Consider the following 13,412-nt stretch of genomic DNA (forward strand, 5'->3'; position numbering starts at 1 on the left):
TAGCGAAGCCACGGTGCGTCGCTCGTTCAGACCTCGACCGCCACCGGATCGACCGCCAGCCGGTAACCGGCGCTTTGTTGATACACGGCCTCCTGTTGCAGGTCGTTGAGCAGCAGCGCGTGTTCGGCGAGGTGCCGGGGCAGGGTCAGTTGCAACGCCTCGCCCCCGACGTTCAGGGTGAAGTCCATGATCGGCTGCTCGGGGCGCGAGTGATTGAGCGCCACCGCCAGGCGCAGCAGCCGCGCCAGGCGTGCATAGCGCGGCTGCAGGGCGCAGGGCAGCGCCTCGAGCTCCTTGACGGCGAACTTGCGCCGGTGGCAGCGCACCAGAAACGCCAGCAACTGCTGCTCGGGGCGCGAGAACCCTGGCAGATCGGCGTTTTCCAGCAAGTAGGCGCCGTGACGGTGAAACTGACTGTGCGATATGGCCAGGCCGATCTCGTGCAATTCGGCGGCCCAGGCCAGGAACTGGCCGGCTTCGTCGCTCAATTGCCAGTGCGTCTGCACCTGCGCCAAGGCGGCCATGGCGGTGGCGGCGACGTTGTCGGCCTGGCGGGTGTCGACGCCATAGCGGCGCTTCTGGGCGGCCAGCGTCTGCAGCCGCGGATCCTCGGCGGTGTCGCGTCCGATCAGGTCGTAGAGCACGCCTTCGCGCAGCGCGCCGTCGGAATAGCGCATGTGGGTAAGTTCGAAGGCTTCGAAGATCGCACACAGGATCGCCACGCCGGCGGGGAACACCCGCGCGCGATCGGCCTTGAGGCCGTCGAGGGCCACCCTGTCGAGCTGCTTGCACTTGATCAGGCGCTTGCGCAGTCGCTCGAGGCCGTCGCGCTGGATGATCCCCTCGGGGCTGTCGCCGGCGGCGGCGAGTACCGCGGCGACGGCCTTGATGGTGCCGCTCGAGCCGACCGGGTCGTTCCAGCCCAATTCGCGATAGGCACGCTGAATGTTGGCGATCTCGGAAAGCGCGGCGAGCTCGGCCTGACGAAAGCGCCGCTCGGTGATCCCGCCGTCGGCAAAGAAGCGCCGCGTGTAGGCCACGCAGCCCATGTGCAGGCTTTCCAGCGCCAGCGGCTCGAAATGTTCTCCGATGATCAGCTCGGTCGAGCCGCCGCCGATGTCGACGATCAGCCGCTTGCCGTGGACGTCGGCCAGTGCGTGGGCCGCGCCCAGGTAGATCAGTCGCGCTTCCTCGCGTCCGGCGATGATCTCGATCTCGTGACCCAGCAGCGCCTCGGCGCGGGCGATCAGCGTCTGGCTGTTGCTGGCCGAGCGCAGCGCGTTGGTGCCGACCACGCGCAACTGCTGGGCCGGGATGCCCTCGACGAAGGGCGCGAAGCGCCCGAGGCAGCTCAGGGCCCGCTGCATGGCGGCTTCGTCGAGCCGTTCGTCGTCGTCCAGGCCGGCCGCCAGTTGGACTTTTTCGCCCTGCCTGGCGACCACTTGCAACTCACCTTGGTGCGCGTTGGCCACCAGCAGGTGAAAGCTGTTCGAACCCAGATCGATGGCCGCGAGTCGGCGCGGCTCCCGAGCGGTGGCGGGCATCCTGCTCATGTGCTGTCCCTGTCTGATCATTCAAGCAAGGTTGCTGGCCGCCCGGTGGCTTGTCAATCGCCGTCGGGCGTCGTCCAATGGCGGGTGGAGAGGCATGGCCGCCCTACTATCGACCAACACTTCAACCGACACTTCAACCAACACTTCAACCAACGGAGAATCGAGATCATGGCCGAAGCATCCATCGAATGGCTCTCCGGCGACGTGCTCGAGACGCAGCTATCGGCCCCGGGCAGTCTGTTGCTGGTGTTCGTCGCCGAATGGTGCGAGCCCTGTCAGGCGCTTGTCCCGCGCCTGGAAAGGCTCGCCGCCCAGCAGCGCGAGCGGCTGCGCTGCTACCTGGTCGACGTCGACCGCGACCCCCAGACGGCGCAGAAATACGGCGTGCGCGGGATGCCGACGCTGGCGCTGTTCGAGGATGGCGATCTCGACGCCACGCGGGTGGGCGCGCTCGATGACGCCCAGTTGGCGAGCTTCATCGAAACCGCCCTCGACGCATGAGCGCCGCGCGGTTTCGACGATGGTGCCGGCCCTTTTCGGGGCCCGGCCCGTCGCAGGGGTTGCGTTTATCTTCGCGCTTAACTAGTATCGAAGCGTTCGCCTGTTCCGAAAGCTTCCCGACCGTCGCGCGGTGCCACCGACGCGGTCAATCCCAAGTCGTCAGAAAACCCGCTGTTCATCTCCGCTGTCGATTGGCAGTCGTTGATTGAAGGAACGTAACACCAGGCGAAGGAACAGCGCCTCCCTCGATTCCGATAGTATCCATGGCCTCCTCGCGGAGACGCTATTCGATGCCCACATCCGGCGAGAGGCTCACATCGGGTTCTGAACGCACCGCGCGGCGTACCGTCACCGCCTCCTGTCCTATCGGCCCAAAGCCGCCACGCTGACACGAGCTATTTCTGAACAAAAGATGAATCTTACCGAACTCAAGCAAAAGACCGTTCCGGAGCTGCTGGAGATCGCCCAGGAGATGGGCATCGACAACCTCGCCCGCTCCCGCAAGCAGGACATAATCTTCGCCATCCTCAAGAAGCACGCCAAGAGCGGCGAGGATATCTACGGCGATGGCGTTCTCGAGATCCTCCAGGACGGTTTCGGCTTCCTGCGCAGCGCCGACAGCTCCTATCTGGCCGGGCCCGACGACATCTACGTCTCGCCGTCGCAGATTCGCCGCTTCAACCTGCGCAAGGGCGATTCGATCTCGGGCAAGATCCGCCCGCCCAAGGAAGGCGAACGCTATTTCGCGCTGTTGAAGGTCAATCAGATCAACCTCGACAAGCCCGAAAACGCCAAGCACAAGATCCTCTTCGAGAACCTCACCCCGCTGTTTCCCCAGGAACGCATGTTCATGGAGATCGGCAACGGGTCCACCGAGGACCTGACCTCGCGCATCATCGATCTCACCGCGCCCATCGGCAAGGGCCAGCGCGGGCTGATCGTCTCGCCGCCCAAGGCCGGCAAGACGCTGATGCTGCAGAACATCGCCACCTCGATCACCCGCAACAATCCCGAATGTCACCTGATCGTGCTGCTGATCGACGAGCGCCCGGAAGAGGTCACCGAGATGTCGCGCACCGTGCGCGGTGAAGTCGTCGCCTCGACCTTCGACGAGCCGCCGGCGCGCCACGTGCAGGTCGCCGAGATGGTGATCGAGAAGGCCAAGCGGCTGGTCGAGCACAAGAAGGACGTGGTGATCCTGCTCGACTCCATCACCCGCCTGGCGCGCGCCTACAACACCGTGGTGCCGAGCTCCGGCAAGGTGCTCACCGGCGGTGTCGACGCCCATGCCCTGGAAAAGCCCAAGCGCTTCTTTGGCGCGGCGCGCAACATCGAGGAGGGCGGCAGCCTGACGATCATCGCCACCGCACTGGTCGACACCGGCTCCAAGATGGACGAGGTGATCTTCGAGGAGTTCAAGGGTACCGGCAACATGGAAGCCCATCTCGACCGCAAGCTCGCCGAGAAGCGCGTCTACCCGGCGATGAACATTCGCCGCAGCGGCACCCGACGCGAGGACCTGATCGCCTCCGAGGACGAGATGCAGCGCATGTGGATCCTGCGCAAGCTGCTCAATCCGATGGACGATACCGCGGCGACCGAGTTCCTGATCGACCGATTGAAAGACACCAAGACCAACATCGAGTTCTTCGAGGCCATGAAGCGCCGCTGATCCAGCCTGCTGCGCATGTTTGCTGGTCGTGGGCAGGCTGCAAGCGAACAACAATCCAGGCAGTGAACTGAAGGGGCGGCATGCTATGCTGCCCCTTTCGCGTTCTGGCACGGAAATCCATATGAAGTATAAGGACTTGCGCGAGTTCGTCGCGGCGCTCGAGGCGCAGGGCGAGTTGCAGCGGATCAGCGCCGAGGTCGATCCGTATCTTGAGATCACCGAGATCTGCGATCGCACCCTGCGCGCCGGCGGCCCGGCGCTGCTGTTCGAGAACGTCAAGGGCCATGAAATGCCGGTGCTGGGCAATCTGTTCGGCACGCCGCGCCGCGTGGCGCTGGGCATGGGCCAGGACAGCGTGGCCGCGCTGCGCGAGGTCGGCGAGCTGCTGGCGTTCCTCAAGGAGCCCGAGCCGCCCAAGGGCTTTCGCGATGCCATCGACAAGCTGCCGGTGTTCCGCCAGGTGATGAGCATGGGGCCCAGGACGCTGCGCAAGGCCCCGGTTCAGGAGGTCGTGCACGAGGGCGAAGCGGTCGATCTCGACCGCATCCCCATCCAGCACTGCTGGCCGGGCGACGTCGCGCCGCTGGTCACCTGGGCGCTGGTGGTGACCAGGGGCCCGCACAAGGAACGCCAGAACTTGGGCATCTATCGCCAGCAGAAGCTCGGCAAGAATCGCCTGATCATGCGCTGGCTCTCCCATCGTGGCGGCGCGCTGGATTTTCTCGAATGGCAGCAGGCCCACCCCGGCGAGCCGTTCCCGGTGGCAGTGGCGCTGGGCGCCGACCCGGCGACGATTCTCGGGGCGGTGACGCCAGTGCCGGATACGCTCTCGGAATACGCCTTCGCCGGGCTACTGCGCGGCTCGCGCACCGAACTGGTCAAGTGCGGACACGCCGAACTCGAGGTGCCGGCATCGAGCGAGATCGTCCTCGAAGGCTTCATCTACCCCGACGACACCGCGGAGGAGGGACCCTACGGCGATCACACCGGTTACTACAACGAGGTCGAGACCTTCCCGGTGTTCACCGTTAAGCGCATCACCCACCGTCGCGATCCGATCTACCATTCCACCTACACCGGACGCCCGCCGGACGAGCCGGCGATCCTCGGGCTGGCGCTCAACGAGGTCTTCGTGCCGATCCTGCGCAAGCAATTCCCCGAGATCGTCGACTTCTACCTGCCCCCGGAGGGCTGCTCCTACCGCATGGCGGTGGTGACCATGAACAAGCAGTACCCGGGGCACGCCAAGCGGGTGATGATGGGCGTGTGGAGCTTCCTGCGCCAGTTCATGTACACCAAGTTCGTGATCGTGCTCGACGCCGATGTCGACGCGCGCAACTGGCAGGACGTGATCTGGGCGATCACCACGCGCATGGATCCCGCGCGTGATACGGTGATGGTCGAGAACACCCCGATCGATTATCTCGACTTCGCCTCGCCGATCGCCGGGCTGGGCTCGAAGATGGGCCTGGACGCCACCGACAAGTGGCCCGGCGAAACCGACCGCGAGTGGGGCCGGCCGATCGTCATGGACGAGGCCACCAAGGCGCGGGTCGATGCACGCTGGGCGGAACTCGGCATCAACCTGCCCGATCAATCATGAGGACAGCATGACGGCAAGGACCCTGACCTGCCAGGTCGTCGAGGTCGAGGACCTCACCCCCGACGTCTTCCGGGTGCACCTGGAGGGCCGTGCCGAGGCCATGGCCCATGCGCCCGGCCAGTACCTGGAGATGCAGCTGGACCCCGCGACCTGGGTACCGTTCTCCATCGCCAACGCTCACGGCGGCGATGGCCGCCTGGAACTGCATATCCAGCACTGGCCCGAGCGCAGCAACTCCGCGCGACTGCGGGAGCTGCTGGTGGAAGCCCGGCAGCTGACCCTGCGCCTGCCCGGCGGGGACTGCGTGCTCGACCCCGACAGTACCCGCCCGCTGCTGCTGCTGGCCGCCGGCACCGGCTTCGCCCAGATGAAGGCGATCGTCGAGGCCGCGCTGCATGCCGACCCCGAGCGCGAGATCGCCCTGTGGTGGGCGGCCAGGGAACGCCGCGAGTTCTACCTGGAGAGCCTGGCCCGGGAATGGGCCGCCCAGTACCCGGGCGTGGCCTTCCACGGCGTCAGCGAGCAGGGCATGGACGACACCTTCGCCGCCGAGCGCATCCACGGCCATGTCGGCCGCATCGACGAGGCGCTGGCCGCCGCGCTGGACGATGTCTCGGGCTACGACGTCTATCTCTCCGGCTCGCCGGGAATGGTCTATGCCTGCGTCGACGTCCTGGCGTCGCTGGGGCTCGAGCCCTCGCGGGTGTTTTCCGATGTGTTCGCCTATGCGCCGCGCGAGCCGTTGGTGCCCACGCTAGGCAGCCTGGTGCGGGAGAAGCGGGCATGAGCGCCTCGCCGATCCTGATCACCGGTGGCGCCCAGCGGGTCGGCCACTACTGCGCCCAGCGATTGCTCGATGACGGCCACCCGCTGATCGTCGGCTACCGGCGCGAGCACGCCTCGCTCGAGGCGCTGCGCCGGCGTGGCGCGATCACTCTGCAGGGGGACTTCGCCGAGCGGGCCGGGATCCTCGATTTCATCGCCCGGCTACGCGACGAGACGCAGGCGCTGCGGGCGATCGTCCACAACGCCGCGAGCTGGGCGGCGGACACCGAGGACGACGGCAGCGGGGCGCATTTCGAGCGGCTGTTCAACGTTCACATGCAGGCGCCGTATCTGATCAATCGCCATTGCCGCGAGCTGCTCGAGGCGTGCGGCGAGCCGCAGCGCGACATCGTCCATATCACCGATCACCTGGCCGCGCGGGGAATGCGCGAGCATGCCGCCTACGCCGCGACCAAGGCGGGGCTTGATAACCTCACCCGTTCGTTCGCCGCGCTGTATGCCCCGAGTATCCAGGTCAACGCCATCGCTCCGGGGCCGGTGATGCTCAACGGCGAGGACGACGGCGCGATCGGCGAGGATGCACGCCAACACTCGGCGATGGGCATGGTGCCGGGCCCCGGGGTGATCTATCAGAGCCTGCGCTACCTGCTCGACAATCGCTTCACCACCGGCGTGACCCTGACGGTGGACGGCGGCTCGGCTGGCTGCTGAGCAGCGGATTTGTTCGCTTGGCGTTCGTCGGGGTTGTCAAACCGCGCCGGGCGTGTAGGATTGAAGGCGAATCTCAGGAGACGACCCATGGTCACCAGCCCTAAATCAGTCATCGTCACGGCGCATCGCCGCGCCATCATTGGCGGCTTCGGCGTGTCCGGCTGGCAGGGTTATGGCTATTGGTTTACGCGGGGTGCGCCCGGCGGCCCGGCCGATTAGGCCTGAGCCACGAGCGCACCCTGACCGCCAGGGTTGCCTCCCCAAACCCCCGTCGGCAACCCGGCGGGGGTTTTTTAATGCACGGCAGAACCGATCGCGACAAGGAGACGACCATGACCCGCAGCACATTCGCCTATCCGCGCTATTCAGACGCTTATCGGGGCGCAGGCTATTGGCGATTTAGCCGCTCCCGGTCAGGACAGTCTGCCGCCTCTGGCCGGGCACGTCTGGGCAACCAGTCCATGGGCGGCCAACGAACGCCACGAAGTCTCCCTGCCCGCTGATGCGGGCTTGTGCCAGGAATCTGCTCATGAATGCCCCCCTGACCCTGACCGAAGCCCCGCGCAAGACGCGCAAAACCACCCACGCGCCGCAGCGCGCCTTGCCCACCGCCGCCGAACTGCGTCGCGACATTCCCCTTGGCGGCGCGCTGGCGGCGCGGATCGATGCCCAGCGCCAGGCGATTCGCGCCGTTCTCGACGGCCGTGACGATCGCCTGCTGGTGGTGGTCGGGCCCTGCTCGATCCACGACCCCCAGGCCGCGCTGGCCTACGCCGAGCATCTGGCCGAGCTCAACCGCCGGGTCGACGACCGGCTGCTGCTGGTGATGCGTGTGTATGTCGAGAAACCGCGTACCACGGTGGGCTGGAAAGGGCTGGCCTACGATCCGCACCTCGACGGCAGCGACGACATGGCCAGCGGGTTGGCGCTGTCGCGGCGGCTGATGCGCGACATCGCCGCGCTGGGGCTGCCGGTGGCGAGCGAACTGCTGCAGCCGTTGGCGGCCGGCTACTTCGATGACCTGCTGGCCTGGGCGGCGATCGGCGCGCGCACCACCGAATCGCAGATCCACCGCGAGATGGCCAGCGGGCTCGAGGCCATTGTGGGCTTCAAGAACGCCACCGACGGCGATATTGGCGTGGCGATCGACGCCATGCAGGCCGCCGCGCACGGCCACCGGCATTTCGCCATGGGCCTCGACGGCAGCCCCGAGATGCGCGAGACCGACGGCAACGCCCATACCCACCTGGTGCTGCGCGGCGGCCATGGCCGACCCAACTATGATGCCGCGAGCGTTGCTGCCAGTCGCCGGGCACTCGGCGAGGCCGGCCTGCCGGCCCGGATCATGGTCGATTGCAGCCATGCCAACTCGCGCAAGGATCATCGCCGCCAGAGCGAGGTACTGCTCGACGTGCTCGACCAGCGCCTGGCCGGCGACGACAGCCTGGTCGGGGTCATGCTCGAGGGCCATCTCAACGAGGGCAAGCAGCCGCTCAAGCCCGGCGCGCTGCGCTACGGGGTCTCGATCACCGATGCCTGCCTGGGCTGGGACACTACCGAGTCGCTGCTGACACGCGCAGCCGAACGGCTACGCCGCTGAGCCGCGACGACTGGCATTCACGCCCCGCCTGGCGGGGCGCCTGCATCGTGCTGTCGTTAAGCGCGAGCGCTACCCGATCAGGCCGCCAGCGATTCGCCCAGCTGCTGACGAATCTTCTTCATGGCGTTCTTCTCGAGCTGGCGGATCCGCTCGGCGGAAACCCCGTAGACGTCGGCCAGCTCGTGCAGCGTGGCCTTGCTGTCGGCCAGCCAACGGCTCTGCAGGATGTGCCGCGAGCGCTCGTCGAGGCTGCCCAGCGCCTCCTGCAGGCGACGCGTGGAGTCGGCCTCCCAGTCGCTGTCCTCGAGCTGCACGGCCGGATCGTAGCGGGCGTCGTCGAGATACTGCGCCGGCGCCTGATAGCTGCTCTGCTCGTCGTCATCGCTCGGCGAGGCGTCGAAACCGGCATCGAAGGCCGACAGCCGCCCTTCCATCTCGCGCACGACCTCGGGCTTGACGTCGAGATCCTTGGCGATGGCGTCGACTTCGTCGGTGTTCAGCCAGGCCAGGCGCTTCTTGGCGCTGCGCAGGTTGAAGAACAGCTTGCGCTGGGCCTTGGTGGTCGCCACCTTGACGATCCGCCAGTTGCGCAGCACGAACTCGTGGATCTCGGCCTTGATCCAGTGCACGGCAAACGACACCAGCCGTACGCCCTGATTGGGATCGAAACGCTTGACGGCCTTCATCAGGCCGACATTGCCTTCCTGGATCAGGTCGGCCTGGGGCAGACCGTAGCCCGAATAGCTTCTGGCGATATGCACCACGAAGCGCAGATGCGACATGACCAGACGACGCGCCGCCTCGAGATCGTTTTCATCGTGCAGGCGGAAAGCAAGCTCGCGCTCTTCGTCCACGGTCAGCACCGGGATGCCATTCACCGCCTGGATATAGCCGTTCAAGTCATGGCCGGGTGAAAGCTGGCCAATAGGCTGAAGACTGGTGCTCATGCAGGGTGTCTCCATGTTGCCCAAAAGAAATTACCCAACGCGGGGAGCAGTGGGCTCGACCCGGTAACCGTTGACATTAAAAAAGCCTGACTTCGACGTTCTCATACTAAGACCTTTAGCGTAGAAACAAGTTCAACGCTCGCGCAAGCGGCTCGCGGGCACATTTTACGCCCGAACTGCTTCCCGCTTGCTGCTTCATTTCATGTTGACTTCATTTCGGGTTGATTGTTACTGCCAGCTTAACGCGGGCGGGTTTCGGCAAGATGCCGATGCACCGCGACCCAGCCGCCCAACCAGCCTAACAGTGTACTCGAAGCCAGCAGAATTGCCGAGCCCTGCCAGCCGAGCCCGGGCATCACGAATTGCGCGCCGTAGCTCTCGGCCAGCGTCTGCAACGGCGCGGTCAGCCAGCGCCCGCCCAGGCTCAGCAACAGCCAGGCGCTCAGCCCGCCGCCCAACCCGTACCAGGCGCCGCTGTACAGAAACGGCCGGCGCACGAAGGCGTGGGTCGCGCCGATCAGCGTCACCACCTCGATCTCGCGTCGCCGACTCTCGACGGCCAGGCGGATGGTATTGCCGACGATCAGCAAGGCGCCGAAGCCGAACAGTACCGCCAGGGCCAGGGCCAGGCGCTGGCCGAACGCCGCCAGACTGCTCAGCCGTTCCAGCCAGGCAAGGTCGACGCGCACCTCGTCGACGCCGTCGACGCTCGCCAGCTGACTGCGCAGATCGTCGACCGCCGCGGGACTGGTGTCGAGCGGCGATACCACCACGCTGGCCGGCAGCGGGTTATCGTCGAGTTCGGCCAGCGCATCGTCGAGCCCCAGCGCCTGCTGGAACTCGGCCATGCCTTCGGCGGCGGTGATCAGTCGGGCCCCGTCGACCTCGGGATGGCTGCGCAGGGTATCGGCCAGTTGCATCGCCTGGCGTTCGCCCACCGCGGGCGCCAGGTAGGCGGTCAGCGTGGCGCTCTCCTCGAGTCGCGAGCCGACGCCCTTGGCGCCGTCGAGCGCCAGCCACAGACCCGCCGGCAGCAGCAGCGCGATGCCGATGGCAAGCATCGTCATCAGGCTGGCAAGCGGCTGGCGCAGCAGCCGCCGGGCGCTGTCGGAGGCCATCTGGCGATGGTGACGCACCCAGGCACGGCGGCGACTGTCGAAGCCCGGCCGGTGGCTGCGCGCGCCGCGACGCGGTGCTGGCTGGCGGGAATCGTTGCCGCGCGAGGCGTCGCTCATGCCGCGCCTCCCTGATCGATACGCTCGTCGCTGATCAGGCGCCCTTCGTGCAGGCGCAGCACGCGATGACGCAGCCGGGCGATCAACGCCAGGTCGTGGCTGGCGACCAGCACGGTGGTGCCGATGCGGTTGAACTCCTCGAACAGCCGCATGATATCGGCGGACAACTGCGGATCGAGGTTGCCGGTGGGCTCGTCGGCAAGCAATAGCGCCGGCTTGTTGACCACCGCCCGGGCGATGCCCACGCGCTGCTGCTCACCGCTGGAAAGCTCGATGGGCAGCGCGCGCTCGCGATGCAACAGCCCCACCTTGTCGAGTGCCGCACGCACCCGCCGCGCGCCTTCGCGGGGCTCGACGCCCTGGATCTCCAGCGGCAGGGCGACGTTGGCGAAGATGTCGCGGTCGAACAGCAATTGGTGATCCTGGAAGACCACACCGATCTGGCGCCGGTAGAAGGGGATCTGGCTGTTGTGCAGCCGGTCGATATCGTGGCCGGCCACCAGCAGGCGCCCGCGCGAGGGCCGCTCGAGGCGCATGATCAGGCGCAGCAGCGAACTCTTGCCGGCGCCGGAGTGCCCGGTCAGGAACAGCATCTCGCCGCGCGCCACGCCGAAGTTGATGTCGGCGAGCGCCTCGAAACGCCCGCCGTAGCGCTTGCCGACATGCTCGAAGGCGATCACCGGCTAACGATCCGCGGTGTCGCGGTCGAACAGCGCGCCGACGAAATCCTCGGCGGCGAACGGCCGCAGGTCGTCAAGGCCTTCGCCGACGCCGATGAAACGGATCGGCGTGCCCTGCTGCTTGGCCAGGGCGAAGATGATCCCGCCCTTGGCGGTACCGTCGAGCTTGGTCAGGGTGATGCCGGTGACCGGAATCGCCTCGTCGAAGGTCTTGGCCTGGGACAACGCGTTCTGGCCGGTGCCGGCATCGAGCACCAGCATCACCTCGTGGGGCGCGGTGGCGTCGAGCTTGGCCATCACCCGCTGAACCTTCTTGAGCTCTTCCATCAGGTGGCTCTTGTTGTGCAGCCGGCCGGCGGTGTCGGCGATCAGCACGTCGACGCCACGCGCCTTGGCGGCGGACAGCGCGTCGTAGATCACCGAGGCGCTGTCGGCGCCGGTATGCTGGGCGATCACCGGCACCTTGTTGCGCTCGCCCCAGACCTTGAGCTGCTCGACCGCCGCGGCGCGGAAGGTGTCGCCGGCGGCAAGCATCACGCTGCGCCCCTGGTTCTGGAAGCGCTGGGTCAGCTTGCCGATGGTGGTGGTCTTGCCGACGCCGTTGACGCCGACCATCAGGATCACGAACGGCCCTTCGCCCTTGGCCGGCAGCTCCAGCGGGGTGGTCACCGGCGCGAGCAGGGTGATCAACTCCTCCTGCAGTGCGCTGAGCAGCGCCTCGGGATCGTTGAGTTCCTTGCGCGAGACCCGTGCCGTGAGGTTGTCGATGATCTCGGTGGTCGCCTCGATGCCCACGTCGGCCATCAGCAGTTGGGTCTCGAGATCCTCCATCAACTCGTCGTCGATCTGCTTCTTGCCGAGGAACAGATCGGCCAGGCCGTCGGTAAGGTTGGCGCGGGTCTTGCCCAGCCCGGCCTTGATGCGCGCCAGCCAGCCCCGTTTCGCGCCGCTCGGCTTGTCGCGCCCGGCGGTGGCGCTGTCGGAAGGCGGCGCCTCATCGGCGTCGGCGGAGCTCGAGGGTTCGATGGCCGGCGGCGTGCTATCCACCTCGCCGACGTCGCGCTGCGACTCGGACGCAACCGACGTCGGCACTTCCACTTGCTCGTCGAGTTCCACCTGGCGTTCGGCCGCTTCGCTGTCCGGCGCAGCTGATTCGGCCGAGGCCGCCTCCAGGGCGTCGTCCTCGGGGCGACGCGCTTCCACGGCGAGATCCTCGCGGGTCGTATCGACGGGGCTCTCGTCGGGCACGCTGTCGGATTCGCGCTCGATCTCGTCGAGTGACGGGTCGCGATCGGAGGGTTGCTCTTTCTTCTTGCGCTTGAATAAACCGAACATGGGCGAGTCAGTCGATTGGCAGGTAAACGATTGGCCCATCGTAACACCCCCCGCTACCACTGTGGATAAGCCCCGCGTACAATCCGCCACCTATGAGTCGTCATCGTTCAAGACCGCCGTCGCGCCGCGGGCGGGCCCCCCAGTCGTCGGGCAAGCTGCGCATCATCGGCGGGCAGTTTCGTCGCCGGCTACTGAGCGTCGCCGACAGCCCGGGACTGCGTCCGACACCGGATCGAGTGCGCGAGACGCTGTTCAGCTGGCTGGCGTTCGAGCTCGCCGGGGCCCGCGTGCTCGATCTTTACGCCGGCACCGGCGCACTGGGCCTGGAGGCGCTGTCGCGCGGGGCCGGCATGGCCACCTTCGTCGAATCCGCCACCCCGGTCGCCCGGGCCATCGAGGGCAACCTCGCCACGCTGGGCGTGAGCGGCGAGGTGATCGAGAAGGACGTCATGGCGTTCCTGGCCGGCCCGGCAACGCCTTTCGGGGTAGTCTTCCTCGACCCGCCCTTTCGTCAGCAGCGCGTCGCGCCAACCTGCCGAGCGCTGGAGGATGCCGACTGGCTGAGCGACCCGGCGTGGGTCTATGTCGAACAGGAGGCCGAGGCCCCGGTCGAGGTCCCGGACAATTGGGCGCTGCACCGCGAAGTCGCTGCCGGAGACACCCACGGGCGGCTGTACCGGCGCCAGGCGTCTCCGCCCGGAGACGCTTGCCGAGCCCCGGACCACGGCGTACGCTGACGGCCAGCACGCCGCGCCGCATACAGTGATTCAGGCAAGCAATTCAGGCCAA

General features: G+C 66.9%; 13 protein-coding genes. 8 read left to right on the plus strand and 5 right to left on the minus strand.

Annotation, left to right across the window (positions count from 1 at the left end):
• Positions 1-26: 26 nt before the first annotated feature.
• A complete protein-coding gene (ppx, locus tag HALZIN_RS0113265; RefSeq protein WP_031384687.1) occupies positions 27-1,553 on the minus strand; it encodes an exopolyphosphatase in 1,527 nt (508 codons plus the stop codon).
• Positions 1,554-1,721: 168 nt separating this feature from the next.
• Between ppx and HALZIN_RS0113270 the strand changes: the two genes are divergently transcribed.
• The 7 genes from HALZIN_RS0113270 to HALZIN_RS0113300 all read left to right on the plus strand — a co-directional run bounded on the left by HALZIN_RS0113270 (position 1,722) and on the right by HALZIN_RS0113300 (position 8,426).
• Entirely contained in the window at positions 1,722-2,054 is a 333-nt protein-coding gene (locus HALZIN_RS0113270; protein WP_031384688.1) for a thioredoxin family protein, read from the plus strand.
• A gap of 412 nt (positions 2,055-2,466) precedes the next feature.
• Positions 2,467-3,726, plus strand: a complete 1,260-nt coding sequence (rho, locus tag HALZIN_RS0113275; RefSeq protein WP_031384689.1) for a transcription termination factor Rho — start codon at positions 2,467-2,469, stop codon at positions 3,724-3,726.
• A gap of 121 nt (positions 3,727-3,847) precedes the next feature.
• Entirely contained in the window at positions 3,848-5,329 is a 1,482-nt protein-coding gene (ubiD, locus tag HALZIN_RS0113280; RefSeq protein ID WP_031384690.1) for a 4-hydroxy-3-polyprenylbenzoate decarboxylase, read from the plus strand.
• Between the two features lie 7 nt (positions 5,330-5,336).
• Positions 5,337-6,116 carry an NAD(P)H-flavin reductase gene (locus HALZIN_RS0113285; RefSeq protein WP_031384691.1) on the plus strand — a complete coding sequence of 260 codons (780 nt, stop codon included), beginning with the start codon at positions 5,337-5,339 and terminating at the stop codon, positions 6,114-6,116.
• Positions 6,113-6,826: a dihydromonapterin reductase gene (folM, locus tag HALZIN_RS0113290; RefSeq protein WP_031384692.1), complete on the plus strand. Its 714-nt coding sequence runs from the start codon at positions 6,113-6,115 to the stop codon at positions 6,824-6,826. Before HALZIN_RS0113285 ends, folM begins: the two co-directional genes overlap by 4 nt.
• 87 nt (positions 6,827-6,913) lie before the next feature.
• Positions 6,914-7,045 carry a hypothetical protein gene (locus HALZIN_RS18555; RefSeq protein WP_268871185.1) on the plus strand — a complete coding sequence of 44 codons (132 nt, stop codon included), beginning with the start codon at positions 6,914-6,916 and terminating at the stop codon, positions 7,043-7,045.
• A gap of 310 nt (positions 7,046-7,355) precedes the next feature.
• Positions 7,356-8,426, plus strand: coding sequence for a 3-deoxy-7-phosphoheptulonate synthase (locus HALZIN_RS0113300; protein WP_031384693.1), 1,071 nt, complete (start codon positions 7,356-7,358; stop codon positions 8,424-8,426).
• A gap of 77 nt (positions 8,427-8,503) precedes the next feature.
• Here HALZIN_RS0113300 and rpoH read toward each other — a convergent pair whose 3' ends face one another.
• The 4 genes from rpoH to ftsY form a co-directional block, all read right to left on the minus strand.
• The gene (gene rpoH / locus HALZIN_RS0113305; RefSeq protein ID WP_031384694.1) at positions 8,504-9,373 is read right to left on the minus strand and encodes an RNA polymerase sigma factor RpoH; all 870 of its coding nucleotides are present in this window, start codon (positions 9,371-9,373) and stop codon (positions 8,504-8,506) included.
• A gap of 239 nt (positions 9,374-9,612) precedes the next feature.
• Complete coding sequence (gene ftsX, locus HALZIN_RS0113310) at positions 9,613-10,608, minus strand: permease-like cell division protein FtsX (RefSeq protein WP_031384695.1); 996 nt, start codon at positions 10,606-10,608, stop codon at positions 9,613-9,615.
• A complete protein-coding gene (gene ftsE, locus HALZIN_RS0113315; RefSeq protein WP_031384696.1) occupies positions 10,605-11,288 on the minus strand; it encodes a cell division ATP-binding protein FtsE in 684 nt (227 codons plus the stop codon). Before ftsE ends, ftsX begins: the two co-directional genes overlap by 4 nt.
• Before the next feature lie 3 nt (positions 11,289-11,291).
• The gene (ftsY, locus tag HALZIN_RS0113320; RefSeq protein ID WP_031384697.1) at positions 11,292-12,623 is read right to left on the minus strand and encodes a signal recognition particle-docking protein FtsY; all 1,332 of its coding nucleotides are present in this window, start codon (positions 12,621-12,623) and stop codon (positions 11,292-11,294) included.
• A gap of 92 nt (positions 12,624-12,715) precedes the next feature.
• On the opposite strand from ftsY, the gene rsmD reads away from it, so the two are divergent.
• Positions 12,716-13,360 (plus strand): 16S rRNA (guanine(966)-N(2))-methyltransferase RsmD, encoded by a 645-nt coding sequence (gene rsmD, locus HALZIN_RS0113325; RefSeq protein ID WP_031384698.1) that lies wholly within the window; start codon positions 12,716-12,718, stop codon positions 13,358-13,360.
• Positions 13,361-13,412 lie beyond the last annotated feature (52 nt).

Source organism: Halomonas zincidurans B6 (assembly GCF_000731955.1).
Lineage (GTDB): Bacteria > Pseudomonadota > Gammaproteobacteria > Pseudomonadales > Halomonadaceae > Modicisalibacter > Modicisalibacter zincidurans.

Excerpts from the sequence above, each read along its gene's own strand:
- ppx (WP_031384687.1), bottom strand. The coding sequence starts at position 1,553 with ATGAGCAGGATGCCCGCCACCGCTCGGGAGCCGCGCCGACTCGCGGCC.
- HALZIN_RS0113270 (WP_031384688.1), top strand. The coding sequence starts at position 1,722 with ATGGCCGAAGCATCCATCGAATGGCTCTCCGGCGACGTGCTCGAGACG.
- rho (WP_031384689.1), top strand. The coding sequence starts at position 2,467 with ATGAATCTTACCGAACTCAAGCAAAAGACCGTTCCGGAGCTGCTGGAG.
- ubiD (WP_031384690.1), top strand. The coding sequence starts at position 3,848 with ATGAAGTATAAGGACTTGCGCGAGTTCGTCGCGGCGCTCGAGGCGCAG.
- HALZIN_RS0113285 (WP_031384691.1), top strand. The coding sequence starts at position 5,337 with ATGACGGCAAGGACCCTGACCTGCCAGGTCGTCGAGGTCGAGGACCTC.
- folM (WP_031384692.1), top strand. The coding sequence starts at position 6,113 with ATGAGCGCCTCGCCGATCCTGATCACCGGTGGCGCCCAGCGGGTCGGC.
- HALZIN_RS18555 (WP_268871185.1), top strand. The coding sequence starts at position 6,914 with ATGGTCACCAGCCCTAAATCAGTCATCGTCACGGCGCATCGCCGCGCC.
- HALZIN_RS0113300 (WP_031384693.1), top strand. The coding sequence starts at position 7,356 with ATGAATGCCCCCCTGACCCTGACCGAAGCCCCGCGCAAGACGCGCAAA.
- rpoH (WP_031384694.1), bottom strand. The coding sequence starts at position 9,373 with ATGAGCACCAGTCTTCAGCCTATTGGCCAGCTTTCACCCGGCCATGAC.
- ftsX (WP_031384695.1), bottom strand. The coding sequence starts at position 10,608 with ATGAGCGACGCCTCGCGCGGCAACGATTCCCGCCAGCCAGCACCGCGT.
- ftsY (WP_031384697.1), bottom strand. The coding sequence starts at position 12,623 with ATGTTCGGTTTATTCAAGCGCAAGAAGAAAGAGCAACCCTCCGATCGC.
- rsmD (WP_031384698.1), top strand. The coding sequence starts at position 12,716 with ATGAGTCGTCATCGTTCAAGACCGCCGTCGCGCCGCGGGCGGGCCCCC.